The organism is Qipengyuania sp. L-5Y (assembly GCF_056859455.1).
The window spans coordinates 404,933-427,482 of record NZ_JBSXOM010000031.1; the positions used below are offsets into that span (position 1 = coordinate 404,933).

General features: G+C 60.4%; 24 protein-coding genes. 21 read left to right on the top strand and 3 right to left on the bottom strand.

Going from position 1 to position 22,550, the window contains the following annotated elements; all coding sequences use genetic code 11:
• Positions 1-134 precede the first annotated feature (134 nt).
• From AC13F2_RS12865 to AC13F2_RS12875, 3 genes are all read left to right on the top strand, one after another.
• Positions 135-1,274 carry a site-specific DNA-methyltransferase gene (locus AC13F2_RS12865; protein WP_103022653.1) on the top strand — a complete coding sequence of 380 codons (1,140 nt, stop codon included), beginning with the start codon at positions 135-137 and terminating at the stop codon, positions 1,272-1,274.
• Positions 1,275-1,373: 99 nt separating this feature from the next.
• A complete protein-coding gene (locus AC13F2_RS12870; protein ID WP_103022654.1) occupies positions 1,374-2,363 on the top strand; it encodes a GGDEF domain-containing protein in 990 nt (329 codons plus the stop codon).
• A gap of 133 nt (positions 2,364-2,496) precedes the next feature.
• Positions 2,497-3,819: a chloride channel protein gene (locus tag AC13F2_RS12875; RefSeq protein ID WP_482965417.1), complete on the top strand. Its 1,323-nt coding sequence runs from the start codon at positions 2,497-2,499 to the stop codon at positions 3,817-3,819.
• Between the two features lie 138 nt (positions 3,820-3,957).
• Here the strand turns inward: AC13F2_RS12875 and AC13F2_RS12880 are convergent, their stop codons facing one another.
• Positions 3,958-4,293 carry a hypothetical protein gene (locus AC13F2_RS12880; protein ID WP_482965418.1) on the bottom strand — a complete coding sequence of 112 codons (336 nt, stop codon included), beginning with the start codon at positions 4,291-4,293 and terminating at the stop codon, positions 3,958-3,960.
• 135 nt (positions 4,294-4,428) lie between these two features.
• Here AC13F2_RS12880 and AC13F2_RS12885 point away from each other — a divergent pair, with 135 nt between their 5' ends.
• The 3 genes from AC13F2_RS12885 (at position 4,429) to folP (ending at position 8,347) form a co-directional block, all read left to right on the top strand.
• On the top strand, positions 4,429-5,613 hold the full coding sequence (locus tag AC13F2_RS12885; RefSeq protein ID WP_482965419.1) for a PPC domain-containing protein: 1,185 nt from the start codon (positions 4,429-4,431) through the stop codon (positions 5,611-5,613).
• Between the two features lie 38 nt (positions 5,614-5,651).
• The gene (locus AC13F2_RS12890; RefSeq protein WP_482965420.1) at positions 5,652-6,845 is read left to right on the top strand and encodes a calcium-binding protein; all 1,194 of its coding nucleotides are present in this window, start codon (positions 5,652-5,654) and stop codon (positions 6,843-6,845) included.
• 386 nt (positions 6,846-7,231) lie between these two features.
• Entirely contained in the window at positions 7,232-8,347 is a 1,116-nt protein-coding gene (gene folP, locus AC13F2_RS12895) for a dihydropteroate synthase (RefSeq protein ID WP_482965421.1), read from the top strand.
• A gap of 20 nt (positions 8,348-8,367) precedes the next feature.
• Here folP and AC13F2_RS12900 read toward each other — a convergent pair whose 3' ends face one another.
• On the bottom strand, positions 8,368-9,786 hold the full coding sequence (locus AC13F2_RS12900; RefSeq protein ID WP_103022658.1) for a sigma-54-dependent transcriptional regulator: 1,419 nt from the start codon (positions 9,784-9,786) through the stop codon (positions 8,368-8,370).
• Between the two features lie 186 nt (positions 9,787-9,972).
• Between AC13F2_RS12900 and AC13F2_RS12905 the strand changes: the two genes are divergently transcribed.
• The 14 genes from AC13F2_RS12905 (at position 9,973) to AC13F2_RS12970 (ending at position 22,025) form a co-directional block, all read left to right on the top strand.
• Entirely contained in the window at positions 9,973-10,098 is a 126-nt protein-coding gene (locus AC13F2_RS12905) for an aa3-type cytochrome c oxidase subunit IV (RefSeq protein ID WP_196846581.1), read from the top strand.
• 4 nt (positions 10,099-10,102) lie between these two features.
• Positions 10,103-11,230, top strand: a complete 1,128-nt coding sequence (locus AC13F2_RS12910; protein WP_482965422.1) for an NAD(P) transhydrogenase subunit alpha — start codon at positions 10,103-10,105, stop codon at positions 11,228-11,230.
• Positions 11,231-11,316: 86 nt separating this feature from the next.
• Positions 11,317-11,901: a fasciclin domain-containing protein gene (locus AC13F2_RS12915; protein WP_482965423.1), complete on the top strand. Its 585-nt coding sequence runs from the start codon at positions 11,317-11,319 to the stop codon at positions 11,899-11,901.
• A gap of 125 nt (positions 11,902-12,026) precedes the next feature.
• Positions 12,027-12,311 (top strand): NAD(P) transhydrogenase subunit alpha part 2, encoded by a 285-nt coding sequence (locus tag AC13F2_RS12920; RefSeq protein ID WP_006833497.1) that lies wholly within the window; start codon positions 12,027-12,029, stop codon positions 12,309-12,311.
• Complete coding sequence (locus AC13F2_RS12925) at positions 12,311-13,885, top strand: NAD(P)(+) transhydrogenase (Re/Si-specific) subunit beta (protein ID WP_482965424.1); 1,575 nt, start codon at positions 12,311-12,313, stop codon at positions 13,883-13,885. Before AC13F2_RS12920 ends, AC13F2_RS12925 begins: the two co-directional genes overlap by 1 nt.
• Position 13,886: 1 nt before the next feature.
• Complete coding sequence (locus tag AC13F2_RS12930; protein ID WP_221597771.1) at positions 13,887-14,231, top strand: hypothetical protein; 345 nt, start codon at positions 13,887-13,889, stop codon at positions 14,229-14,231.
• Positions 14,232-14,284: 53 nt separating this feature from the next.
• Positions 14,285-15,478: a parallel beta-helix domain-containing protein gene (locus AC13F2_RS12935; protein WP_103022662.1), complete on the top strand. Its 1,194-nt coding sequence runs from the start codon at positions 14,285-14,287 to the stop codon at positions 15,476-15,478.
• Positions 15,475-16,503 carry an SO2930 family diheme c-type cytochrome gene (locus tag AC13F2_RS12940; protein WP_482965425.1) on the top strand — a complete coding sequence of 343 codons (1,029 nt, stop codon included), beginning with the start codon at positions 15,475-15,477 and terminating at the stop codon, positions 16,501-16,503. The genes AC13F2_RS12935 and AC13F2_RS12940 overlap by 4 nt, the downstream gene beginning before the upstream one ends.
• 171 nt (positions 16,504-16,674) lie before the next feature.
• A complete protein-coding gene (locus tag AC13F2_RS12945) occupies positions 16,675-17,364 on the top strand; it encodes an aspartate/glutamate racemase family protein (protein ID WP_103022664.1) in 690 nt (229 codons plus the stop codon).
• A 114-nt stretch (positions 17,365-17,478) separates the two neighbouring features.
• A complete protein-coding gene (locus tag AC13F2_RS12950) occupies positions 17,479-18,639 on the top strand; it encodes a deoxyguanosinetriphosphate triphosphohydrolase (protein WP_301642456.1) in 1,161 nt (386 codons plus the stop codon).
• Positions 18,632-19,333, top strand: coding sequence for an NAD(P)H-binding protein (locus tag AC13F2_RS12955; protein WP_482965426.1), 702 nt, complete (start codon positions 18,632-18,634; stop codon positions 19,331-19,333). Before AC13F2_RS12950 ends, AC13F2_RS12955 begins: the two co-directional genes overlap by 8 nt.
• An 18-nt stretch (positions 19,334-19,351) precedes the next feature.
• Positions 19,352-19,801, top strand: coding sequence for an ABA4-like family protein (locus AC13F2_RS12960; RefSeq protein ID WP_482965427.1), 450 nt, complete (start codon positions 19,352-19,354; stop codon positions 19,799-19,801).
• A gap of 71 nt (positions 19,802-19,872) precedes the next feature.
• Positions 19,873-21,423, top strand: coding sequence for a fatty acid--CoA ligase (locus AC13F2_RS12965; protein ID WP_482965428.1), 1,551 nt, complete (start codon positions 19,873-19,875; stop codon positions 21,421-21,423).
• On the top strand, positions 21,420-22,025 hold the full coding sequence (locus tag AC13F2_RS12970) for a DUF938 domain-containing protein (RefSeq protein ID WP_482965429.1): 606 nt from the start codon (positions 21,420-21,422) through the stop codon (positions 22,023-22,025). Before AC13F2_RS12965 ends, AC13F2_RS12970 begins: the two co-directional genes overlap by 4 nt.
• Before the next feature lie 47 nt (positions 22,026-22,072).
• Here the strand turns inward: AC13F2_RS12970 and AC13F2_RS12975 are convergent, their stop codons facing one another.
• Positions 22,073-22,201 carry a hypothetical protein gene (locus AC13F2_RS12975; RefSeq protein WP_255407954.1) on the bottom strand — a complete coding sequence of 43 codons (129 nt, stop codon included), beginning with the start codon at positions 22,199-22,201 and terminating at the stop codon, positions 22,073-22,075.
• Positions 22,202-22,317: 116 nt separating this feature from the next.
• Here AC13F2_RS12975 and AC13F2_RS12980 point away from each other — a divergent pair, with 116 nt between their 5' ends.
• Positions 22,318-22,548 carry a hypothetical protein gene (locus AC13F2_RS12980; protein WP_482965430.1) on the top strand — a complete coding sequence of 77 codons (231 nt, stop codon included), beginning with the start codon at positions 22,318-22,320 and terminating at the stop codon, positions 22,546-22,548.
• The last annotated feature ends 2 nt before the right edge of the window (positions 22,549-22,550 follow it).

Genomic DNA, 22,550 nt, shown 5'->3' on the forward strand with positions numbered 1-22,550 from the left:
CAATATGTTGTGACGGACACCTTCTGTTCTCTGTAAGAAACCCGACGTTAACCATCGTGGCTTAGGTTTTTCGTGCTTGACGCGGAGTCCGCTTGGACTCACCCTGTGGATAACTAAGGACAGGGACGAATATCATGGGGGTCATCGAGACCACGAAGAGTCGCGTAAAAGCGGCGGTTAAAATTGCGGATGTACCGAAGGAATTGCTGCCCTTGGGGCGCATCTTGGACGGTGACTGCGTGGAAGCGATGCGTTCGCTACCCGATGCGTCCGTTGACCTCGTCTTTGCCGATCCGCCTTACAATCTCCAGCTGGGCGGCGATCTGAACCGGCCCGATGGCAGCCATGTCGATGCGGTGACCGATCACTGGGACCAGTTCGACAGCTTCAAGATCTACGACGATTTCACGCGCGAATGGCTGACGGAAGCGAAGCGCGTGCTCAAGCCCGATGGGGCGCTGTGGGTCATCGGTAGCTATCACAACATTTACCGCGTCGGTGCGATCCTGCAGGATCTGGGCTTCTGGATCCTCAACGACATCGTCTGGCGCAAGTCGAACCCCATGCCCAATTTCAAGGGCACGCGGTTCACGAATGCGCATGAAACGCTGCTGTGGTGCAGCCAGGGCGAAAAGGCCAAATACCACTTCAACTATCGCGCCATGAAGACGCTGAACGATGAATTGCAGATGCGCAGCGACTGGGTCCTGCCGATCTGCAATGGCGGGGAGCGATTGAAGGAAGGCGGCCATAAGGTCCACCCGACGCAGAAACCCGAGGCATTGCTCTATCGTGTGCTGCTGTCGACGACCGAACGCGGCGACGTGGTGCTCGACCCGTTCTTCGGCACAGGCACTACCGGCGCCGTGGCCAAGCGGTTGGGGCGCGAATGGATCGGCTGCGAACGCGAGGGCAATTATCGCGATGCGGCCCTCAAGCGGATCGAGAAGGAACTCCCACTCGACGAAAGCGCGCTGACCACGATGCAGAGCGCGAAAGCCGCGCCAAAGGTCGCTTTCGGGGCACTGGTCGAAAACGGCTTCATCAAGCCGGGGACGCAGGTGTTCGACAAGAAACGCCGCTGGGTCGCAAAGGTCCGCGCCGACGGCTCGCTGGCTTATGAAAAGCAGACCGGCAGCATCCACGGGCTGGGCAAAGACCTGCAAGGCGCACCCAGCTGCAACGGGTGGACCTTCTGGCATTATGAAAATGGCGGCGAGGTAAAACCCATCGATGCGGCCCGTCAGCTGTATCTGCTGGCTGTGGAAGACTGACGCACCATCCGCGCGGTTTTTTGCAAGAATTTACCAATCGACGGTATTGCCGCACCCGGCCTCATGCAGGCCGGGCAGGTAAATTGTAGTGGCAGGCAGATGAAACAGGACACTATCGGCAGCAAAGTCCTGGCGTTTCTCGCCGGCAATCTGCTCGATCCCACTCCGTTCAACTATCGCTTCGGCTATCTTTATCTCAACCGGACCAGCAAGGTGATCGTCGAGGAAACCGACACCTATATCGATAGCGGCATGCGCATGACGCAGGAAGCTGTCGCCGAAATCATGCAGAAATTCGCCCAGGCCTCGGAAGATCCGGCAGAACGGATCGCCGCACGTGACGAGGCGCTCGACTTATTTCTCGACGCCGCAGGTGAACTGGCGCGTGAAACGCAGCGTCAGGCGGGCGACGTGGGCCGCGACATTGCCGAGGAAAGCCAGGTGATCCGCGAAGGGGCAGAAGGCGAAGATCTGACCAGCGCAATCGGTCGCATCGTCGATCGGGCGGCCCAGGCGGAACGCGAATTGGCCAATTCATCCAACCGGATCGACAGGCTGCAGCGCGACCTCGAAGAAGCGCGCAACAAGGCGCTGGTCGATGAACTGACCGGCATCGCCAACCGCCGCGCCGCCCGCACGACCATTCAGGATCTCGAAACGCGCAAGGTTCGCTATTGCATCGCGATCATCGATGTCGATCATTTCAAGTCGATCAACGATACCTATGGCCATACGGTCGGCGACCGGGCCCTGAAACTGGTCGCGACCGCGCTGGAGGAATCGCTCGCGCCCTGGCCGGTGGCACGCTGGGGCGGGGAGGAATTCCTGGTGATCGCCGAAATCCCCGACCCTGCGAGGATGGTCGAAAAGGTGCAGGCTGCCAAGGATGACCTGGCCTTTCGCAAACTGAGGCTGCGCGAAACCGACGAGCCGATGAACCCGATCACCTTCTCTGCCGGCGTGGCAGGCTGCTCGAGCACCAGTGAACAAACCCTACGGCGCGCCGACAATGCGCTGTACAAAGCCAAGCATAGCGGCCGCAACACAGTACTGATCGCGCCGGAGATAGGACGCGTAGGAGACGCTTGACGGTGGCTCGGGAACAAGACTTTCGGCATCCTTCGATAATTGGCTAGACCGCCCAACTGCACATCGACGGCGTTGAAGGCACAGCGCGGGGCCCGCTGGACTAATTGCGCCGCCGCCCATAGAGAGCGCTTCGATGGCGCTCATTCCCCGCAGACCCCGGTTTCTGACAGGCAAGATGCCGCAGGAACTGGTCGGTGCGGACGACTGGCACCGGCGCATCGCCATGCTGGTTTCGGCGATACTGATCGGCCTGGCCGCGCTGCTCTTTGCCAAACTGGGCGATGGCGCGCAGGCGATGTTCGCCTCTCTGCGCCGTGATTACGTCTATCTTCCGCTGGTCTTGACCCCGCTGACGTTCCTGCTCGTGTCCGTGCTGACCCGTCGTTTCGCCCGTGAGGCGCGCGGGTCCGGCATACCGCAGGTCATGGCCGCCAGCCGCCAACCTATGGGGCGCATCGCCCGCGCATTGCTTTCCTTGCGCGCTGCACTGGCAAAGATCGTCCTGACAGTCATTGCATTGCTGGGCGGCGCATCGGTCGGGCGCGAAGGGCCGACGGTGCAACTGGCCGGCGCGATAATGGTACAGGTCCATCGGCTGTTTCGCCTGCGCGTGACGCCTGGCGTGGTGATTGCGGGCGGTGCTGCCGGCGTTGCGGCCGCGTTCAATACGCCGCTGGCCGGAATTGCCTTCGCGATCGAGGAACTGGCCGTCGCCTACGAACAACGCGTAGCGATCCTCGTCATGGGCGCGGTCATGATCGCCGGGCTCACGGCACAGGGGCTGGCGGGCGACTACATCTACTTCGGCGAACTGGAGGGCAGCCTTCCCATCACCACGGTGCTGGTCGCTGCGCCGCTGGCGGGCCTGCTGGGCGGGCTCCTGGGAGGATTGTTCTCTCGTCTTTTCCTGATGCTGCGCGGCCCGGATGGGCGTTGGGCTGCCTTGCTCGACCGCAAGCCGATGATCACGGCGCTGGTCTGTGGCATCGTAGTAGGACTGCTAATCTTCGTCACCGATGGTGATGCAGCGGGAACCGGCTATGAGCCGACGACCGCTCTGCTCGAGGGGCGGGATGGCGACTTCTGGTTCGGCCCGGCCAAGTTCTTCGCTGCGCTGGCGACCAGTGCGAGCGGAATTCCAGGCGGGATTTTCGCGCCCTCGCTGGCGGCGGGTGCCGGGTTCGGACAGTGGCTGACTCCGCTTTTCCCAAGCGAACAGGCGGGGCTGATCGTGCTGCTCGGCATGGCGGGATATTTCACCGGCGTGGTCCGCGCACCTCTGACGGCGGTGATCATTCTTGGCGAAGCGACCGGCAGCAGCCACGTCATCCTGCCGCTTTTCGCCACTGCACTGATCGGAGACTGGGCCGGTAGCATGGTGTGCCGCGAAAAACTCTACATCGTCCTCGCACGCGGCTTCCTGCCGCAGCAACCGCGCGAAGATCGACCAGACTGACCCGCTGTGTTCAAGCGCTTCCGCGCGCTACGACGTGCAGCATTAGCCGGCGCAAGTCATCGCTACTTGTCAGCCGTACGCCGATCACTTTTGTATGGTGTCGCAGGGCAATGTTCGCCAAGCGATCAGCCGGTCATGTCATTCCTTAAAACCGAAACGTCGCATCAATTCCGCACGCGTAGCGCGAGTTGGTTGGGCTTCGGGCCTGCTGCTGACGCTTTCATACAAGCCAGGCTTCACTTTGCGCCAGTAAGGCAAGTCGATGGGCCCGTTATACTCTTCGAGATATTCGAGATATTCGTCGAGTGAGCTGAAAGAATGGCCGCGAGAATACGGAAGTTCGCCAGATTCTCCATTTTGTAAGATGGTGTTCTCCCCCCGCGCTTCTGCGTTTTTGACATATGCAAACGCAGCAGTTGAATGCTCAGAACAACCAACCAGCGCTAAAGCCAAACAGCATTGTGCAACTTTCATATCGCCATTGAAACGCAATGCTAACCATATTGCAAGTGTGAAAGAATTGTGCTTGCATTGTTTCACTGTCCGAAGAGGATTCGCTTCCCTCGACGGCTAATCCCAGCCGGTTGGCAGTTACCATAGGGGGATATAATGCGCGATTTCTCGACTAGCCTTCATGATCACCTAGACATGGGCGGCGGCGGATCAGCGGCCCATAGTGGTAGCCACGAAGCTGATTTTGGTTTTGATCCTGCCACGCATGAGAAGAGTTTGCCTCACGGCATGGAGATGCATGGCGAGTTTTGGTATTCGGTATATTCCGGGCAAACCAAGTTCGGGCCAGCCCCTTCAACCATTTATGACAGCTATCAGGCAACCAACTCACTCACCGCGTTATTTGGAACCTCTGCTAATATCGGCAATGCGAGTGATATTCTCGTTGACGGTTCCATTGGGCCTGGCGACTTTGATGTCTACGAGTTGTCGCTTACGGGCGGTGAGAGCTACCTGTTCTCGCTTTATGGGTCGGGCAGCGCGCCGCTCGCAGACACTTTCCTGTCTGTGTACGATAGCGAATTCAACCTTGTCGATTTCGATGACGATGGTGGGGCTGGTGCCTTCTCTCTTCTCACGCTTACTGCCGGTTCGACCGGCACGTATTATATCGTAGCGGAGGCTTATCCGGACTCCGGTCTTTCTGGGGGGTACACGCTGGATGTCGTCGTCGATCCCGGAGTGGATGTCGTTGGCGATACGTTTGGAACGTCAGCTGCTCTTAATTTGGGCGGGGTGACTTACGGTTTCATCGATGAAGGCCCCGGCGTAGTCTATGGGCCCGGTTATTCTGAGGTCGATACCTTTTCCTTTTATGCGGAAGCAGGGACGATTTACACATTTGAACTGGCAGGAGGCGCGGATTACGCGTCCGATTACTCCGCTTTGTTCCCGGGAGAACTCGATCCGGTAATGGTGATCTATGATTCCCAGGGGAATCAGATCAGCTTAAATGACGACATCAGTTTTCCAACCGACATAAATTCTAAGGTGAGCTTTCTGGCGCAAGAATCGGGCGTCTATTATTTAGATGCTTTCTCTTATGCGCCATGGACGGGTGGATACTCCATCACCTCGACAACACAGGATCTGGCCAATCTCGATCCGCTGGAATCGCTTCTTTGGGATTCGGCGGCCAATGTAACCTTCGATTGGACCAATACAGCGTATGTCTACTTCGGCGAGGCCGGGAACAACTTTGGCGCCGGTGGCGATTCCTATGGCTGGAATGAGTATGAAATACAGCAGGTGATGCTGACTATGGCTGGACCGGTACCCTAAGCGCGTTCGATATCGCCGCATTGCAGGCGCGTTATGGCGTGACCGAGAGAGCCACGGGTGACGATGTCTACACCCTGAGCGATATAAATGCGCCGGGAACATTCTATCAAACCATCTGGGATTCCGCTGGTACCGACGAAATTCGTTATGAAGGTGAACGCGATGCGCAGATCGACCTTCTCGCCGCAACTATCGATTATACGCCAACAGGTGGCGGTGTGGTGTCTTTCGTCCACGATATATTTGGCGGTTACACCATTGCAAATGGTGTGGTGATCGAGAACGCCACTGGTGGTGCGGGAAATGATGTTCTGCTGGGCAATGCCGCTGACAATGTCCTGACTGGCAACGGCGGCAGCGACTATATGATGGGTCGTGAAGGTGACGATACCTTCGTCATTGATGGTCAATTTACCGGAGACGGGATCGATACGATTGCTGACTTCTCTTCTGGCGATACGCTTCGGCTCACCAGTGTGGCGGGCATAAAAGTGGTCTTCGAAGAGATTGACGGCGATACGTTTGTTACCTTCGATGGAACTACGGTTGTGGTGCTCGAAGGTACCGATGCGGTGACGGCACTCTCAGGCACCGATTTCCGGAATTCTCCGAAATCGACAACGCTCATCATAGATGGCGAGGAACTGCCGCTGCAGATTTCCGGCACGCCAGGCAATGACAAGATCATCGGTATCGCTGGAGTAGAAAACGTGATTGCCGGCAACGCCGGTGACGACGTGATTACCGGTCGTGGTAAAGATGACGTCCTTCTCGGAAATGCGGGGAATGACATCATAAAAGGTGCGAACGGTAACGATGTGCTCTTCGGCGGACGCGGGGACGATGAACTCTTCGGCGGGAACGGGAGCGATCAACTCCATGGCGACCGCGGAAACGATATCCTGGTGGGGGGCAATGGTGACGATATGCTGACCGGCGGCGCCGGATCGGACATCTTCGTCTTCGATCCCTCAAGCGACAAAGCCGGCATCGATACGGTGACCGATTTCAACTACCTTGAAGATAGCATCCAGTTTGAAAGCAACCCTAACGAGGTGTTGTTCGTAGATGGCACTGCCGGGGCGGAGATGTTCGTAGACGGCACGCTTATGGCCATCTTTGAGGGGGTAAGCGCTGCTGATATGGCTGGACCCCCGGAGATGTCTGCTATGAATATGGCTGGTATGACGTACGGCGTGAACGATATTATGCATGAAGTCGTGTATTACTGATTGTAACGTACTAAGCACGCGAGACTAATCTCGATGTAAATCAAAGCGAAATGCGACCCTTGGTTTGTTGCCAAGGGTCGTTTTTTTCATGTCAATTATTTCAAAGCAGTCTTCCGCGCGCATTTTAATCGAAGAAAAGTCCCTATCCGCGCTTTACGCAGAACCCTCGCGGATTTTGGAATTATGCGGGAGTTTGGCTCATCTCGCGACCTTTCGCCTGTCCTACGTTGTGACTTAGCGCTAACAGGTAGACTTACGCGCTTCGTACGGCGCCCCGGTTAAACACCTGCTGAAGGTCTTATGAAATCATCCGTCACTGCCGCGGTTTATGTGCTTAGAAAGTGTAACACCCGGTCCATGTCTCAGGTCTTGAGGGACAAAGCTGAATGAGTGACACTGTCTATATCCGGCCCGTCGGTCTCGTCTCGGGTCCGCAGAGCGAGCATGGCAATGCGATTCGGCTTGCGGGCAGCATGGTGTATGCCAGTCGCTTTGCCGTCGTTCTGCGCCGCGATGGCGTTGTGGCGGAGCGCTGGCTGGCAGCTCCCGATAGCATGGCCGAAATCCTGGGTCGGTTGCCGGACGAGTGCGCGGCGGAGGCCGAAATGCAGTGGTCCAATCTCGCGCTTGCGCAGCCGCCCCTGGAGCTTGGCGCACGAACGATCCGGCTCGACCAGCCGCAAATTATGGGCATCCTCAACGCGACACCCGACAGCTTCAGCGACGGGGGCCGGTTCCTCGATGACCGCGAGGCGGGGCGCGATCACGCGGCCACTATGGTCGAGGCGGGCGCTGCGATCATCGATATCGGCGGCGAAAGTACCCGCCCGGGTGCAAAGGCCCTTTGGGAAGGGGACGAGATTGACCGCATCGTGCCGGCCATCGAAGCCTGTGTCGGCATGGGCGCCGCGGTCAGCATCGATACGCGCAAGGCTGCCGTGATGGAGGCGGCGCTGGAGGCGGGCGCGCATCTGGTCAATGATGTATCCGGCCTCGCGTATGATCCGCGCAGCGCGGAGGTCGTGGCTCAGGCCGGTTGTCCGGTCGTCCTTATGCACGCGCCGGGTGCGGACGGGGACGATCTCCACCACGGCGGGGAATATTCCAACGTCGTCTTCGACGTGTTCGACGCCTTGCGCGAGCGACGCGATGCGGCGCTGTCGGCGGGGATCGAGGCTCGCAATATCCTGCTCGATCCGGGCATTGGCTTCGGCAAGAGCCTGGCGGACAATCTCGCCTTGATGAACGCGTTGCCCCTGTTCCACGCGCTCGGGCACCCGCTCCTGCTCGGCGCCAGCCGCAAGCGAATGATCGGTGCACTTTCGAACGAGGCAGAGGCTGGCGAACGACTTGGCGGCAGCGTCGCGCTGGCGGTGAAAGGCATGGATGCAGGCGTTCAGATCATGCGCGTGCACGACGTCGCCGAAACGGTCCAGGCGCGCAATGTATGGCGGGGCCTGCGCGATGCGGCGCTGACCGATTTCGCCGACCTGCCCGGCTGATCGCTTCTCTTACGAGTCGATCAGGCGGCGTCGTCGATCCCGAGTTCGGCGAGTTTGCGATACAATGTCGAGCGGCCGATGCCGAGCCTGCGAGCCACCTCGGTCATGCGCCCGCGATAATGGCCGATGGCGAGACGGATGATATCGGCCTCGATCTCTTCCAGTGGCCTGACATGTCCGTCTTCGGTGTACAGCAGGACACCCAGGCCCCGGGCCCGGCTCTCGCCGCGGTCGGCCTTGTCGCCGATCAGGGCGGCCAGCTTCTGGAAACTGTGCGCGGTCAAGGCTTCGCGCTGTTCGAACACGCAGGCCCGGAACAGCACAGCCTGAAACTGGCGGATGTTTCCCGGCCAGTCATAGGCTTCGAGCAGGCTGAGCGCGCTGTCTGCGATAGAATGATGTTTGAGGCCGGGCCGCTCACCGATGAGGCTGAGGAAATACCTGGTCAGCGCCGGTATGTCGCCCAGCCGTTCGCGCAGCGCCGGCAGGCGGATGCGCGTGGCGGAAAGCTGTTCGAACAACTCCTTCGAAAACTCGCCATTCGCCGTCAGCTTGTCGAGCGGAAGCGTTGAGGTGGCAAAGATACGCAGATCGATCTTGAAGCCATGGGAGGCGCCCGTTGGGCGAACGATGCCGCTGGCAAGCACGCCGGCAAGCCGTTGTTGCTGGTCTGCGGGGAGGCGATCGACATCGACCAGGATCAGTGTTCCGCCATCGCAATATTCGATGAGCCCGGTCTGGCGGTCGAACGCTCCCGCAAAGGCTCCCTTTTCGTGTCCGAACAGCAGCGATTCGAGCGATGCGGGAGGCATTCCTCCGCAATGGACGACGCGCATGATCGCCTTGGCCCGGGTACTGGCGGCATGCATTGCCCGCGTCAGCATGTCCTTGCCGGTGCCGCGCTCGCCCTCGACCAGCACATGGGCGTGGCCGCGCGAAGCAGTGGCTGCCTTGGCCAGCGCGGTACGGAACGGTGCCGCCGAACCGACCATGGCATCGAAATCGACCGGGTGCGGCAGTTTCTCTGCCAGGGGTTGAAGCTCGGCGTCGGGTAGTTCGGAATGATCCGCCCTGTCGAGCGCCTGCAGCAGGCGATTGGGGCCGAGCGGTTTGACCAGAAAATCGGTCGCGCCCGCCCGCATGGCCTCGACCGCGAACAGCGGTGAATTGTCGGCAGTCAGCGCCAGAAGAGGCGTATCTGGCCGCGCATCGCGCAATTCGCGGATCAGGTCGCGCGGCGCATTTCCGTCGGTCCATTTGTCGAACAGTATTGCGTGGACCTGATCAGATTCCGGAGACGCCAGCATTTCGAGCGCTTCTTCGCCACTCGTGAAACTGACGACGCGCCAGCCTGCGCGTGCGGCGAGGGTTGCGACGAGCCGGTTCTGCGCCGGTTCGTCGTTGATCAGCATCAGCAGGCGTGGTTCCTGTGTTGCCATCTTGGTTCGCAATGCTCCCTCGGTCCCCGGACATGGTACATATCCGTTCGCATATGTCTTACGCGCGGCGGGTTAATTGCCAATTAAGGCTGTTCCAAGCGGTATTTGGCAACAGCGGGGTTGAGCAGCGCGCACCACCGCGATAGATCGACTTCAATATCAAACTCCATGATGGGAATACGAAAGATGGACTCCGCCAACGACATGAAGGCGCACAGCAGGACTTACGGCTCCTTTATTGGTACGCTCAAATGGTCCGTGCCGCTGATTGCCCTGATTGCCCTGTTCGTCGTCATTCTGATTTCAGACTAGGCGCATGGCGCTACGCATCGCGGTGATGAATGAACGCGCTCCCGGTGAAAGCCGGGTGGCGCTGACACCCGAAACGGCGAAGAAGTTCGCTGCGCTCGGGGCCACGGTCGCAATCGAACAAGGTGCCGGGCTCGGCGCCTCGATCACCGACGATGCGTATCGCGAGGCGGGGGCCGAAGTCGGCACCTCGGCCGATGTTATCAGCGGGGCCGATATCGTCCTCGGCGTTCAGGCCCCCGATCCGACGCAGCTAACGGGTGCGAAACCCGGCGCGTGGGTTGCAGCGACGTTCGATCCGTTCCGTAATGGCGAACTGGTTGCGGCCTATGCGGCGGCGGGGCTGGAAGCCTTGAGCATGGAATTCATGCCGCGCATCACGCGTGCGCAGAGCATGGACGTTTTGTCGAGCCAGTCGAACCTCGCCGGATACAAGGCAGTACTTACTGCCGCGAATACCTATGGCCGTGCCTTTCCTATGATGATGACCGCTGCCGGTACCGTTCAGGCGGCCAAGGTTTTCGTAATGGGTGTGGGGGTGGCCGGTTTGCAGGCAATCGCTACTGCAAAGCGGCTCGGCGCACAGGTAAGTGCAACCGACGTACGCTCCGCGACCAGGGAGCAGATTCAATCGCTGGGTGCGAAACCGATATTCGTCGAAAATGTCGCCGGGATCGAGGGCGAAGGTTCGGGCGGTTATGCCACCGAGATGAGCGAAGAATACCAGAAAGCTCAGGCCGAACTGGTTTCCGCACACATCGCGAAGCAGGACATCGTCATTACGACTGCCCTTATCCCGGGCAGGCCTGCGCCGCGATTGATCTCGGACGGACAGATCGCCAGCATGAAACCGGGCAGCGTGATCTTCGATCTCGCCGTGGCGCAGGGCGGCAATGTGGAAGGTTCGGTGCCTGACCAGACGGTAGAGAAGCACGGTGTGAAAATCGTTGGCTACGCGAACACCGCCAATCATCTCGCTGCTGATGCCTCGGCGTTATTCGCGCGCAACCTCTACAATTTCCTCTCCGCTTTCTGGGACAAGGAGATGGGACGTCCCGTGCTGGACGAAGAAATCGGCGATGCCGTTCGGCTGACAAAAGACAACAAGGTCGTGAACTCCAGACTGGCAGGCTGAGCTTCCCGCGACTCCTTCAAAATAAAAGTGCATCCGATCTGCACATGGCCGCGTAACTGTTCCTGTAGAAACAGGAGCATCCCACTATGAACTATCCTAAGAAATTCGCCTTCGCCGCTCTCGCAGCGATGAGCGTCGCCACGGCCGGCTGCATGAGCATGGGCGATAACATGGCGATGGACGAACAGGTGGCTTACGTGGACGGTGCGGCAATGTACCCCACGATGAACATCATCGAAAACGCGGTAAATTCGCCAATTCACACGACATTGGTAGCTGCAGTGAAGCAGGCGCAGTTGGTCGATACGCTTTCCGGGCCCGGACCGTTCACCGTATTCGCACCCACCGACGAAGCCTTCTCGCGCGTTCCTCAATCCATGCTCAATTCGCTCATGATGGACAGCAATCGTGCTGCCTTGCAGAAGGTGCTGACCTATCATGTCGTACCCGGACGCATCACGGCTGCCGATCTCATGCAGCGGATCCGCGCTGGTAACGGCACGGCAACGCTGACCACGGTCGAAGGGGATCCGCTCACCTTCACCATGCAGGGCGGAAATGTGATGATCAAAGGTATGAACAACAGTTCGGCTACGGTGACGCAAGCCGACGTCATGCAGTCGAACGGCGTGATCCACGTGGTCAACGGTGTGCTGACCCCCTCGATGTAATTTGACCTGTATCGAATAGCGGGGCCGCGGATGCATCGAGCATTCGCGGCCCAGTTCGTTTGGCGCTCGACTTGCCATGCCCTGCTTGCAATAAGGCAGGGACAAAGAGGGAAGGGGACGTCGCCTTGGATTTCATAAGCATCCTGTCGATCTTCGTGCTGGCATGCTTCGTCGGCTATTACGTCGTCTGGTCGGTCACGCCCGCGCTGCACACGCCGCTTATGGCGGTGACCAACGCGATCTCTTCGGTCATTATCGTCGGTGCGTTGATCGCGGCGGCGGCGGCCGACGTGCCGGGCGCGAAATGGCTGGGGCTGCTCGGCATCGTACTCGCCAGCGTCAATATCTTCGGCGGCTTCGCGGTGACGGCGCGGATGCTGGCGATGTACAAGAAGAAGGAGAAGAAGTGATGCGCCATCTTCTCCTAGCCGCACCCTTCGCGCTGCTCGCGACCCCGGCGGCGGCCTCGACCGGCGAGCCGGTAAACCCCTGGGTGGCGCTCGCTTACCTCATCTCGGGTGTGTTCTTCATCCTCGCCCTGCGCGGCTTGTCGTCGCCCGCAACGAGCCGGACAGGCAATCGCTTTGGCATGGTCGGGATGCTGATCGCGGTGGTGACGACGCTGGTGACGCATTTTCCTGTTGATTGGAATTCCGGATGCCCCGACGAACTTCAGATTGTTCAGGGTGGCGATAGCACCTTAGCTGTGCTGTGTGACGGTCCGATCGCGCTTGACTGGGCTTCCTTCGGTGAGATCCTGATCGCCATCGCTATCGGCGCAATCATCGGCATCGCCATCGCCCGCCGCATCGCCATGACCGCGATGCCCGAGCTAGTTGCAGCGTTCCACTCGCTCGTCGGTCTTGCCGCGGTGCTGGTCGGCTGGGCGGCCTACCTCAATCCGGGTGCATTCGGCTTGCTGATCGACACCGGCATCGGAGCGGTGAGCAAAGTCGAGATGGGCCTCGGCATTGCCATCGGGGCGATCACATTTTCCGGCTCGGTGATCGCCTTCCTCAAGCTCAGCGGCAAGATGAGTGGATCGCCGATCCTGTTGCCAGCACGCCATGTCATCAATCTCGGCGTACTCGCGGCGATCATCGTGCTCACCGCGCTCTTCGCCGTGGCCAGCCCTGCCGAAACCCTACCGTTGATCGTCGGGCTGACGGTCCTCGCCTTCGTCATCGGATTCCTGCTGATCATCCCCATCGGCGGGGCGGACATGCCGGTCGTGGTCTCGATGCTGAACAGCTATTCGGGCTGGGCGGCAGCGGCGATGGGCTTTACGCTCGGCAATACGGCGATGATCATCACCGGCGCGCTGGTCGGCTCTTCGGGCGCGATCCTCAGCTACATCATGTGCCGCGCGATGAACCGCAGCTTCATTTCGGTGATCGCGGGCGGCTTCGGAGCGGACGACAGCGGCGCCGGCGGCGGCGAGGCTAAGGAGCAGCGCCCCTACAAGCAGGGCAGCGCGGCGGATGCTGCCTTCATGCTCGAACAGGCGGAAAAGGTCATCATCATCCCCGGTTATGGCATGGCGGTGGCGCAGGCGCAGCATGCCTTGCGCGAAATGGCCGACGTCCTCGAGGAAAAGGGCGTGGAGGTGAAATACGCCATCCACCCCGTCGCCGGACGCATGCCGGGGCATATGAACGTGCTGCTCGCCGAAGCGCAGGTGCCCTACGAGAACGTGTTCGAGCTGGAGGACATCAACTCCGAATTCGCACAGGCCGACGTCGCCTTCATCATCGGGGCCAACGACGTGGTCAATCCGGCGGCCAAGACCGACAAGTCTTCGCCCATCTATGGCATGCCTGTGTTCGACGTGGACAAGGCCAAGCAGGTCTTCTTCATCAAGCGGTCGATGGGTGGCGTGGGCTATGCCGGGGTCGATAACGATGTGTTCTACATGGACCAGACGATGATGCTGCTGTCCGATGCCAAGAAGATGGTCGAAGAAATCGTGAAGGCGCTCGACTGACATGAAACGGGTCGCGATTATTCTTGCCGTTCTGGTCATCGCCGGGCTGATCCTGTGGGCCACCGTTGGCGGCGGCTTCCAGGGCTCGGTGGAAGACAGGCTCGAGGATGAAATGGTGGCTGCCGGACTGCCCCAGCCCATGGCAGAGTGCATGGCAGGCCGCATGGCGGACCGGCTTTCGATCGGCCAGCTGCGCAAGCTCGAAAGCCTCCGGCCCGAGGAAGGCGAAGCGGATATTCCGCTGAACATCGCCGAGTTTCTCGAGCGGGTACGCCGCGTGGACGACCCCGAAGTGCTGGAAGTTTCCGCCACGTCCGCTGCCATATGCGCTTTCGGGGCCGGCTGAGACGCTTGCAATCGTTCGACCTTGCGCCACAATGCGTTGCAAGGGAGAGACTCATGACCATCAGACTGCCGCTTGCCGCTGCATTGCTCGCTTGTGCAATGCCCGCATTCGCCGCGACACATAATGTCGCCCCGGGCGAAGACGCTCAGAAGGCCTTGCAGGAGGCGCTCATCCTTGCAGAGCCCGGTGACGAGATCGTCCTTGCGGCGGGCCGCTATACCGTCACCGATGGCCTCAGCCTCGATGTCGACAATGTCACCGTCCGCGGTGCGGGAATGGACGGCACGGTCCTCGATTTCACCGGCCAGCAGGGTTCGGGCGAAGGGCTGCTGGTCACCAGCGACAACGTAACCCTGCGCGATTTCGCGCTGGAAAACCCCAAGGGCGACGGTATCAAGTCCAAGGGCGCCGACAATATCGTCTATCACCGCATCCGCGTCACATGGACGCGCGGCCCGCACGCGGAAAACGGGGCCTACGGGATTTATCCCGTCGAAAGCACCGGGGTGTTGATCGACGGCGTGAAGGTCACCGGGGCATCCGATGCCGGCATCTATGTGGGCCAATCGAACGGCATCACGGTGCGCAATTCGATCGCCGAGGCGAATGTGGCCGGGATCGAGATCGAGAACAGCCGCAATGCCCTGGTCGAACATAACGTCGCGACGCGCAACACCGGCGGCATTCTGGTGTTCGATCTGCCGGCGCTACCGGTCATGGGCGGCGGCAATGTGATCGTGGCGAACAATCTCGTGGTCGCGAACGACACGCCCAATTTTGCCCCTCCCGGCAACATCGTCGCGAGCGTGCGCCGGGGCACCGGCATCCTGATCATGGCCAATGACAAGGTCCTTATCGAGAACAACATCCTTTCGAGAAATCCGACGGCTCCGATCATGGTCATCGCTTACACCCAGAGCTTCGACGACGAGCGGTACAACCCGCTTCCGCGCGACGTCGTGATCGGCGAAAACCTCTATGACGGCGGCGGTTACGATCCTCAGCTCGACGGGGCGGAGATGTTGCTCGGCGCGTTCGGGGGCGAGTTGCCGCCGGTGCTATGGGATGGGCTTGGCTCCGTGACCGCGGTCGAGGATACCTCCGGCTGGAGCCTCAATCTCACCGAAGTGGGCAAGGGGCTCGATGCGGCGAAGCCCGGGCCGTTGACCGTTGCGGCGCCGACTGGCGAATTCGACAGAAACGGCATTGGCGCGCCCGCCGAACTGGACGACCGGCTGGGGGCATGAAACCGGCTGTCGCCCTGCTCGCCAGCGCATGCCTCACGCTGGCCGGGTCCGTTGCGGTGCGGGCGGAACTTCTCCATCCGGCAAACTCGCGCGCACAGGTGAACGATGCGGCGGTGCTGCAGGGTTTGCCGCAGAACTTGTCCGACTTCGGCTTCTTCGAAAACCAGACTGAACAGGAACCGGGGCAGGGGGTCACGCCTTACCGGCTCAATACACCCCTCTATTCGGACGGCGCCGAAAAACTGCGTTTCGTCTATCTGCCCGATGGCGCAGCGATGAAGGCGCAAGGCGAAGGACTGGTCGACATTCCCGTAGGAGGGGCGCTGATCAAGACTTTCGCATTCGATCAGGATGGCGGGCGCCGCCTGATCGAAACGCGTGTGCTGCTGCATCGCGCGGATGGCTGGCTGGCACTGCCTTACGTCTGGAATGACGAACAGACCGAGGCGCGGCTGGCCATTGCAGGCGCGCGTGTCGATGTCACGACACTGGGCGGGGAGGCTATCAGCTACCGCGTTCCGAACAAGAACCAGTGCAAGGAATGCCATGGCCTCGGCGGTGCGGTTACTCCGATTGGACCTAAGGCGCGAAACCTGTCGCGCGAATGGCTCGGCAAAATGGTCGCCTCGGCCTATCTCGATGCGGTCCCGGATGGATCGGACCAGTTGCCGATCTGGGAATTGCGCCAGAGTGCGGATCTGGCCGATGCCGCGCGTGGCTATCTGGACGTCAATTGCGCGCATTGCCATCAGCCCGATGCGACAGCTTCCAACAGCGGGCTGGACCTGCGTTGGGAACAGAAGTCACCGGATGCGATCGGGATCGGCAAACGCCCGGTTGCCGCCGGTCGCGGGGCTGGCGGCCACATGTTCGATATCGTGCCGGGTTCGCCCGACACATCCATCCTGACCTATCGCATGGCCAGCGCCGAGCCCGGTGTTGCGATGCCCGAGCTTGGCAAATCCACAGTCGATGACGACGGGCTGGATATAGTACGACGCTGGATCGCACGGATGACACCGTGACGTTCGCACGCTCGTCTGCTGGCGGGAATACCTCGTTTTGGGCCTTCTTGGACACACTGGCGCAGAAGCATCGAAAAGCGATGGAACCGCCTCTGGCGCAACCCGTTCTAACCCCCTGATACGTGGGCAAACTGCGATCAGGTTGATTTCAGGGCGGAAAAGGACGGACGGTTGCGGAAACTCGGCATTATCGGGGGCATGAGTTGGATTTCCACTCGGGCATATTACGAACGGATCAATAAAATCGTGCAGAAGAAGGCGCCGCCGATGGCGAGCCCTCCGATGCTGATCGAAAGTCTGGACTATGCGCCAATCGCGGCGGCCAAGAACGCCGACGATTGGGACAGCATCGCTTCGACGCTGGTAGAATCTGCCCGGCGGCTGGAAGCTGGCGGAGCCGAAGGGCTCGTCATGGCAGCCAATACGATGCACAAGGTCTATGATCGCCTGACCGAAGCCGTCTCCATTCCGGTGCTCCACATCGCCGATTGCGTTGGCAAGGCGATGGAGGAAGACGACTGCAAGAACGCCGCGCTTCTGGGTACCCGTTTCGTGATGACGGAAAGCTTCTATCGCCAGCGTCTCGTTTCGCATGGCGTGGACCTGCTCGCGCCCGATCAGGGTGATGTCGAACTCGTCGACGGGATCATTTACAAGGAACTCATGCTCGGCCGGGTCACACGCGATGCCGAACGCGCGCTCAAGACCATCATTACGATGAAGGAAAAAGAAGGGGCGGAAGCCATCGTGCTCGCCTGCACCGAACTCGAACTCGTCGTCGATACCGACGCCAACGTGCTCCCGGTCTACAATTCCACCGATATTCACTGCCGGGCTGCGGCGGATTGGATTCTGTCCTGACCTGATCCGGACGACGAACCCGGCCTCTGCGCCGCACAACCTGCCGAAAATCCGCCGGGTTCGCTTTTCGTTCACGTTGTCGCCCCCCTGCCGCTGACCTAAGCGTCGCCGCGCATGCACACAGCACCCTACGCATCCGATCCCGCCGCAAGTCGCGGGCGCGAGTTTCCCGAGGAACGAGCAGGTTCGCGCGGCCCCCGCAGCGAATTCCAGCGTGACCGCGACCGGATTGTCCATTCCATCGCATTCCGGCGCCTGCGATCGAAGACGCAGGTCTTCATCGCACCGGATGGTGACCACTACCGCACGCGCCTGACACACAGTCTGGAAGTGGCCCAGGTCGGTCGGGTAATCGCACGCGAACTGGGCCTTAACGAAGATCTGACGGAGGCGCTTTGTCTCGGGCATGATATCGGACATCCGCCTTTCGGACATGCAGGCGAAAAAGCGCTCGAACAGGCAATGGTCCATGCGGGCGGCTATGATCACAATGCTCAGGGCCTGCGCACCCTGGCCCGGCTCGAAGGTCCCTATTGCGACCACGATGGCTTGAACCTGACGTGGGAAACGCTTGAAGGTCTGGCCAAGCACAACGGCCCCGTGGCGGCTCCCAGCTGGGCGCTTGCTGAAATCGATCAGGCGTTTTCCCTCGAACTGTCGACCTGGCCCTCGCTCGAAGCGCAGGTCGCCGCTGTTGCGGACGATATCGCCTATGACAATCACGACATAGACGATGGTCTGCGCGCAGGTTTCCTCTCGCTCGACGATCTGCTCTCGCTCGACTGGCTTGCCGATCAATGGCGCGAAGTCGAACGGCGGTTTCCTCACGCCCCGCGCGATCGCCAGCAGCGCGAGCTCGTCAGGACGCAGATCGGGTTGATGGTAAACGACGTGATCACGCAAACCCGCGCGCAGACCAGCGGGATCATGAGCGTCGACGAAGTGCGCACAGCAGGGCGCCAACTGGCCACTTTCACTCCGGCGATGCGCGAGCACGAGCGTAGGCTCAAGCGGTTCATGTACGATCGGCTGTATTATCACGATGAACAGATCGCGACGGCTGAACATGCCCGGGACGTCATTGCCCGCCTGTTCGCAGCCTACCATCAGGATGAAACCAATCTGCCTTCACCGTGGCTTGCATCGCTGCCGAAACAGGAACCGGAGCGCAGCCGCCATATCGCCGATTTCATCGCGGGTATGACCGATCGTTATGCCATCGATCAGTGTCGGCGCATTTACGGTCGTGCCCCTGAGGGACTGAGCAATGTCTGATACGATCCGCATCGCGTTGATCGGCGCAACGGGGCTGATCGGCACGACGGTTATCGGTCAGTGCATCGGGCGCGAGGACGTTCGCCTGACGGGCATTGCGCGGCGCGAAATGAAGTTGCCTCGCGGTATTCGGATGGAACTTTTCGTCGCTGAACCTGCCAAGTGGGGCGAAGTAATCGAGGCGATACGGCCCACGGCTCTGATTTGTGCGCTGGGTACGACGTGGAAGAAAGCTGGCGAGGAAGAAGCGGCGTTCCGCGCCGTCGATCATGATCTGGTTCTGGAAACCGCGCAGGCTGCCAGGAAACTGGATGTAGAACGTTTCGTCCATGTCAGCTCTGCAGGCGCGGATCCAATGTCGAGCAAGTTCTATCTGAAAGTGAAGGGTGAGGTCGAGCGGGAACTGACCAAGATGCGCTTCGGCCGGTTGGACATACTGCGGCCCGGCCTTCTGATCGGAAAGCGCGAGGGCGATCGCCGTCCAGCGGAACGGTTTGGTATCGCGGCGGCGCCTTTGGGCAACCTCCTGCTGCACGGCAGCTACCGCCGGTTCCGCGCAATAAGGGCCGACAGTGTCGCCCAGGCTGCGCTTGCGCTTGCCAAACGGGCGGCGAGGGGCCGGTTCGTCCATGACAATGACGGCATACTGCGCGCAGCGAAGACGTTACCGCAGATCGAACACGACGCGACTTAGAGCCTAAGGAGATCCGGCATGTGGGATACGGTTTTCAGCACTGCGAACCTGCTCGCCATGGCCATGTGGGCCGGATTGATACTGCTTCCGCGCTGGCCGGCATTGCTGGCTGCTGTCCTTTACGCAGGGGTCGGCCTGTTGAGCTTTGCGTATCTCGTCGGGCTCGTGGGCATCCTTACTGAAACGTTCGATCCGGGTGGCTCAAGCGGCTCGGCCAGCTTTTCGACGATCGAAGGCGTACGCGCGATTTTTGCCAGCGATGGAGGTGTGACCATCGGGTGGATACATTACCTCGCCTTCGACCTCTTCGCCGGCTTGTGGATCGCGCGCGATGCCGACGCGAAGAACTTCTCCCGGCTTGTCCAGGCACCGATCCTGGTGGCCACCTTCATGGCCGGGCCGGTTGGACTGTTTCTATGGCTCGTAATTCGGGAAAAACGCGCCCGGTCAGCCGGTCGCTGGAAGTGACGCGAAACAGGTTGCACGAAGCAACCGAGATGGCATGATGCTGCAAAAGCTGTCAAAAGCGGAGAGGCTTCATGACTGAAACGCAAAAGCTCACATTCGATGAGCTCATCCACCACTGGGCGCTTGAAAAACCGGATCAGGTTGCGCTCGAACAGGATGGCGATGCGCTGACCTTTTCTCAGCTCGAGGAGCGCTCGCGCAGAATTGTTTCCATGCTGCGAACGCACGGGCTGGCCAAGGGCGACAGGATTGCCTGGCTGGGCAAGAATGCGCGCCATTATTTCGAACTGTTCTATTCGGCTGCGCGCATGGGCGTGGTCATGGTCCCGATCGGCTGGCGACTGGCTGCACCGGAGATCGCCTATATCATCGAAGACACCGGGGCGCGGCTGCTGTTTACCGGGGAAGGGTTCGATGATCTTGCTGCCCTGGCTTGCAGCCAGATGGAAAGCCCACCCCAAGTAATCGATACGCGCGGTGCGCAGGCCGAAATTGCTTCTGCACCCGCCGACGATTTTATAGGGGCCGGGCCTCAGGACGCAGTCCTCCAGCTCTACACGTCTGGCACCACAGGGAATCCCAAGGGCGCGGTCCTGACGAATGCCAATCTCTTTTCGCTACGCCAGCCGGCGGAAGAGGCGGCCCAACCATGGTCGAGCTGGGATGATGATGAAGCAATCCTCATCTGCATGCCATGCGCGCACATCGGCGGAACCGGTTTGGGGATCATGGCGCTGGCTGCCGGCATACGCGGAATTGTGCAGGCCGAATTCACACCCGATGGCGTGCTGGACGGATTCGAACAGGGGATCACCCGGCTCTTCATCGTCCCGGCCGCGTTGCAGATGGTCGTTCACCATCCGCGCGCGAGGAATACCGATATGTCGGGGGTCAAATACGTCATGTATGGCGCTGCACCGATCCCCCTCGATCTTCTACGCGAAGCCGTCCAGACCATTCCGGATGCGGGCTTTCTGCAATGCTATGGCATGACGGAAACAACCGGCACGATCGCGATGCTGCCACCGGAGGACCATTGTCTCGAAGGCAACGAGCGCATGAAATCGGCGGGCAGGGCGGTTCCGGGCGCAGAGCTCAAGGTGGTGGGTGACGACGGCGAGGAACTACCCATCGGCGAGGTGGGCGAGCTGATCTGCAAAAGCCCCTCGAACATGGCTGGCTACTGGAACCTTCCAGACGCGACGACGGCGGCGCTCAAGGACGGCTGGATGCATACAGGGGATGCCGCCTATATGGACCGGGATGGCTATGTGTACATTCAGGACCGCATGAAGGACATGATCATATCGGGCGGCGAGAACGTCTATCCGGCGCAGGTGGAAAGCGCGATCTACGGTCATCCGGCGGTGGGAGAGGTTGCGGTGATCGGCGTACCCGACGAAACCTGGGGCGAAGCGGTCAAGGCCTGTGTGGTGCCAAAGCCGGGCCAGGTGCTGGATCCCGACGACGTCATTGCCTTCACGCGCGAGCGGCTGGCCGGTTTCAAGGTGCCCAAGACGGTGGATCTCATTCCGGAAATGCCGCGCAACGCCAGCGGCAAGATCCTGCGGCGCGAGCTGCGGGCCCCTTACTGGCAAGGGCGGGACAGGCAGGTCAATTGAAACGTCATGCACCCGCTACGGCCCGCAATTCGGGACCGATTGCCAACGTGCTGGCGCAGGAACTACCCGCCAGCGGACTGGTCCTCGAAATCGCCAGCGGCACGGGCGAACACGCCCTGTTCATGGCCAGCCGCTTTCCCGAACTGACCTGGCAGCCGAGCGATTTCGATCAGGAAGCGGTGGAGTCGATCGACGCGTGGGCCAGCGAAGCAAAGCTCGCCAACCTGCGGCCCGCAATCCAACTCGACGCATCCCAGCCCCCCTGGCCTGTTGGAAATGCAGACGCCATCCTATGCGTGAATATGGTTCACATCAGCCCATGGAGGGCGACCGAAGGCCTCTTTGCCGGAGCAAGGCGTATCCTGACCGGCAACGCCCCCCTGATCCTCTATGGCCCCTATATCGAGAACGACACCGACACGGCGCCCTCGAACCTCGAATTCGACGCCAGCCTCAAAGCACATAACCCCGAATGGGGCCTCCGGCAGATTTCCGATTTGGATGATCTGGCACGCTCCGAACGCCTTCACCGTACCGCGCGGCACCCAATGCCCGCGAACAACCTTATGCTGGTCTACAGGCCCGCTCCCCACCCCAAATGAAAACGCCCGCCAGTGGCGGGCGCTCTCGATGTGAGGTGGTCAGGCCTTTAGATTTCGTCGTCCACCGTGTTTGCGGCGGATTCGAGATCGTCACCGGCACCGCGAACGGTGTTGCAGGCTGCGGCGGTCAGCGTCATCGAAGTGATGCCGAGTGCAAGCAGGATTTTCTTGATCATGGTTCTTCCTTCCCGAAAAGGCGCCCTGATTGGGTTCCGGGTACAGAACGGGAGATGATGCAACCGGTTCCCGAGGCAATTGAACCTGAGCCGCAGCATATCCATATGCTCGCGCCATGGCCGAGCCCGACTTTCTTCTTTTTGCCAGCGATGCCGAACTCGCCGCGTTCTGGGGCGGTACTTTCCTGCTGATCGCATTGATCTGCATGTTGATGGAGCGGCGCAGGTCCAGGCGCCGCGAAATCAACCGCGTAGGCTGGATGCCATGGACAGGGCTTTTCCTGGTTTTGGCTGTGTTCGGAGGTGGTCTGCTGGCACTATCCGTCCCGGTAATCTTGCGGGGATAGTG

Excerpts from the sequence above, each read along its gene's own strand:
- AC13F2_RS12865 (WP_103022653.1), top strand. The coding sequence starts at position 135 with ATGGGGGTCATCGAGACCACGAAGAGTCGCGTAAAAGCGGCGGTTAAA.
- AC13F2_RS12870 (WP_103022654.1), top strand. The coding sequence starts at position 1,374 with ATGAAACAGGACACTATCGGCAGCAAAGTCCTGGCGTTTCTCGCCGGC.
- AC13F2_RS12875 (WP_482965417.1), top strand. The coding sequence starts at position 2,497 with ATGGCGCTCATTCCCCGCAGACCCCGGTTTCTGACAGGCAAGATGCCG.
- AC13F2_RS12880 (WP_482965418.1), bottom strand. The coding sequence starts at position 4,293 with ATGAAAGTTGCACAATGCTGTTTGGCTTTAGCGCTGGTTGGTTGTTCT.
- AC13F2_RS12885 (WP_482965419.1), top strand. The coding sequence starts at position 4,429 with ATGCGCGATTTCTCGACTAGCCTTCATGATCACCTAGACATGGGCGGC.
- folP (WP_482965421.1), top strand. The coding sequence starts at position 7,232 with ATGAGTGACACTGTCTATATCCGGCCCGTCGGTCTCGTCTCGGGTCCG.
- AC13F2_RS12900 (WP_103022658.1), bottom strand. The coding sequence starts at position 9,786 with ATGGCAACACAGGAACCACGCCTGCTGATGCTGATCAACGACGAACCG.
- AC13F2_RS12905 (WP_196846581.1), top strand. The coding sequence starts at position 9,973 with ATGGACTCCGCCAACGACATGAAGGCGCACAGCAGGACTTACGGCTCC.
- AC13F2_RS12910 (WP_482965422.1), top strand. The coding sequence starts at position 10,103 with ATGGCGCTACGCATCGCGGTGATGAATGAACGCGCTCCCGGTGAAAGC.
- AC13F2_RS12915 (WP_482965423.1), top strand. The coding sequence starts at position 11,317 with ATGAACTATCCTAAGAAATTCGCCTTCGCCGCTCTCGCAGCGATGAGC.
- AC13F2_RS12925 (WP_482965424.1), top strand. The coding sequence starts at position 12,311 with ATGCGCCATCTTCTCCTAGCCGCACCCTTCGCGCTGCTCGCGACCCCG.
- AC13F2_RS12930 (WP_221597771.1), top strand. The coding sequence starts at position 13,887 with ATGAAACGGGTCGCGATTATTCTTGCCGTTCTGGTCATCGCCGGGCTG.
- AC13F2_RS12935 (WP_103022662.1), top strand. The coding sequence starts at position 14,285 with ATGACCATCAGACTGCCGCTTGCCGCTGCATTGCTCGCTTGTGCAATG.
- AC13F2_RS12940 (WP_482965425.1), top strand. The coding sequence starts at position 15,475 with ATGAAACCGGCTGTCGCCCTGCTCGCCAGCGCATGCCTCACGCTGGCC.
- AC13F2_RS12950 (WP_301642456.1), top strand. The coding sequence starts at position 17,479 with ATGCACACAGCACCCTACGCATCCGATCCCGCCGCAAGTCGCGGGCGC.
- AC13F2_RS12955 (WP_482965426.1), top strand. The coding sequence starts at position 18,632 with ATGTCTGATACGATCCGCATCGCGTTGATCGGCGCAACGGGGCTGATC.
- AC13F2_RS12960 (WP_482965427.1), top strand. The coding sequence starts at position 19,352 with ATGTGGGATACGGTTTTCAGCACTGCGAACCTGCTCGCCATGGCCATG.
- AC13F2_RS12965 (WP_482965428.1), top strand. The coding sequence starts at position 19,873 with ATGACTGAAACGCAAAAGCTCACATTCGATGAGCTCATCCACCACTGG.
- AC13F2_RS12975 (WP_255407954.1), bottom strand. The coding sequence starts at position 22,201 with ATGATCAAGAAAATCCTGCTTGCACTCGGCATCACTTCGATGACGCTG.
- AC13F2_RS12980 (WP_482965430.1), top strand. The coding sequence starts at position 22,318 with ATGGCCGAGCCCGACTTTCTTCTTTTTGCCAGCGATGCCGAACTCGCC.